This is a genomic window from Oleiphilus sp. HI0125, from assembly GCF_001635355.1.
Genome location: NZ_LWGF01000390.1, coordinates 1 through 595 on the forward strand (window position 1 = coordinate 1; position 595 = coordinate 595).

A 595-nucleotide genomic window follows, 5' to 3' on the forward strand; every position below is an offset into this window, starting at 1 on the left:
GGTCATGATGGGCGCTTTGAATATATGTATAAGTTCGTATCCACCGCACTTTGGGATGCAGCAGATGCATCGCCAAGCGATCGTTTAGCCACAGGTGCGAAGTACATGGATGAGGGCACGCTGTATGTTATGCGCTTTAATGACGACAACACTGGTGAGTGGATCCCTCTAGTATTGAGCACGGCGTTATCAGACAACTATGTTGCAGATAACAGCCTAACGGCTGGCTCAACCTTAGGCGATATGTTCTCTTCTCTTGGTGAATTGATTCTTAACACTCCAGGAGCAGCGGATGCCGTAGGCGCAACCCCAATGGACCGTCCAGAATGGTGTGCAGTCGATCCAATCACAGGTAGTGTTTATCTCACTCTCACTAACAATACGCGCCGTGATGCGACAACAGGGACAAACCCAGCTAATCCGCGTATAGACAATAAGTATGGCCATATTCTTCGTTGGGATGAGAGTACAGAACCAACTGCATTTGAATGGGATATCTTTGTATTTGGTGCACCATCTTCGGGCGTTGATGCAGCGAGCTACAATAATTCTGGTCTGACTGAGATGAATCAGTTCGCAAGCCCTGACGGCCTGT

At 48.4% G+C, this 595-nt stretch carries 1 protein-coding gene; it reads left to right on the top strand.

Features of this window, described 5'->3' with window-relative positions:
• A partial coding sequence (locus A3762_RS05310; RefSeq protein ID WP_156493258.1) for a PhoX family phosphatase occupies positions 1–595 on the top strand: 595 nt, incomplete at both ends.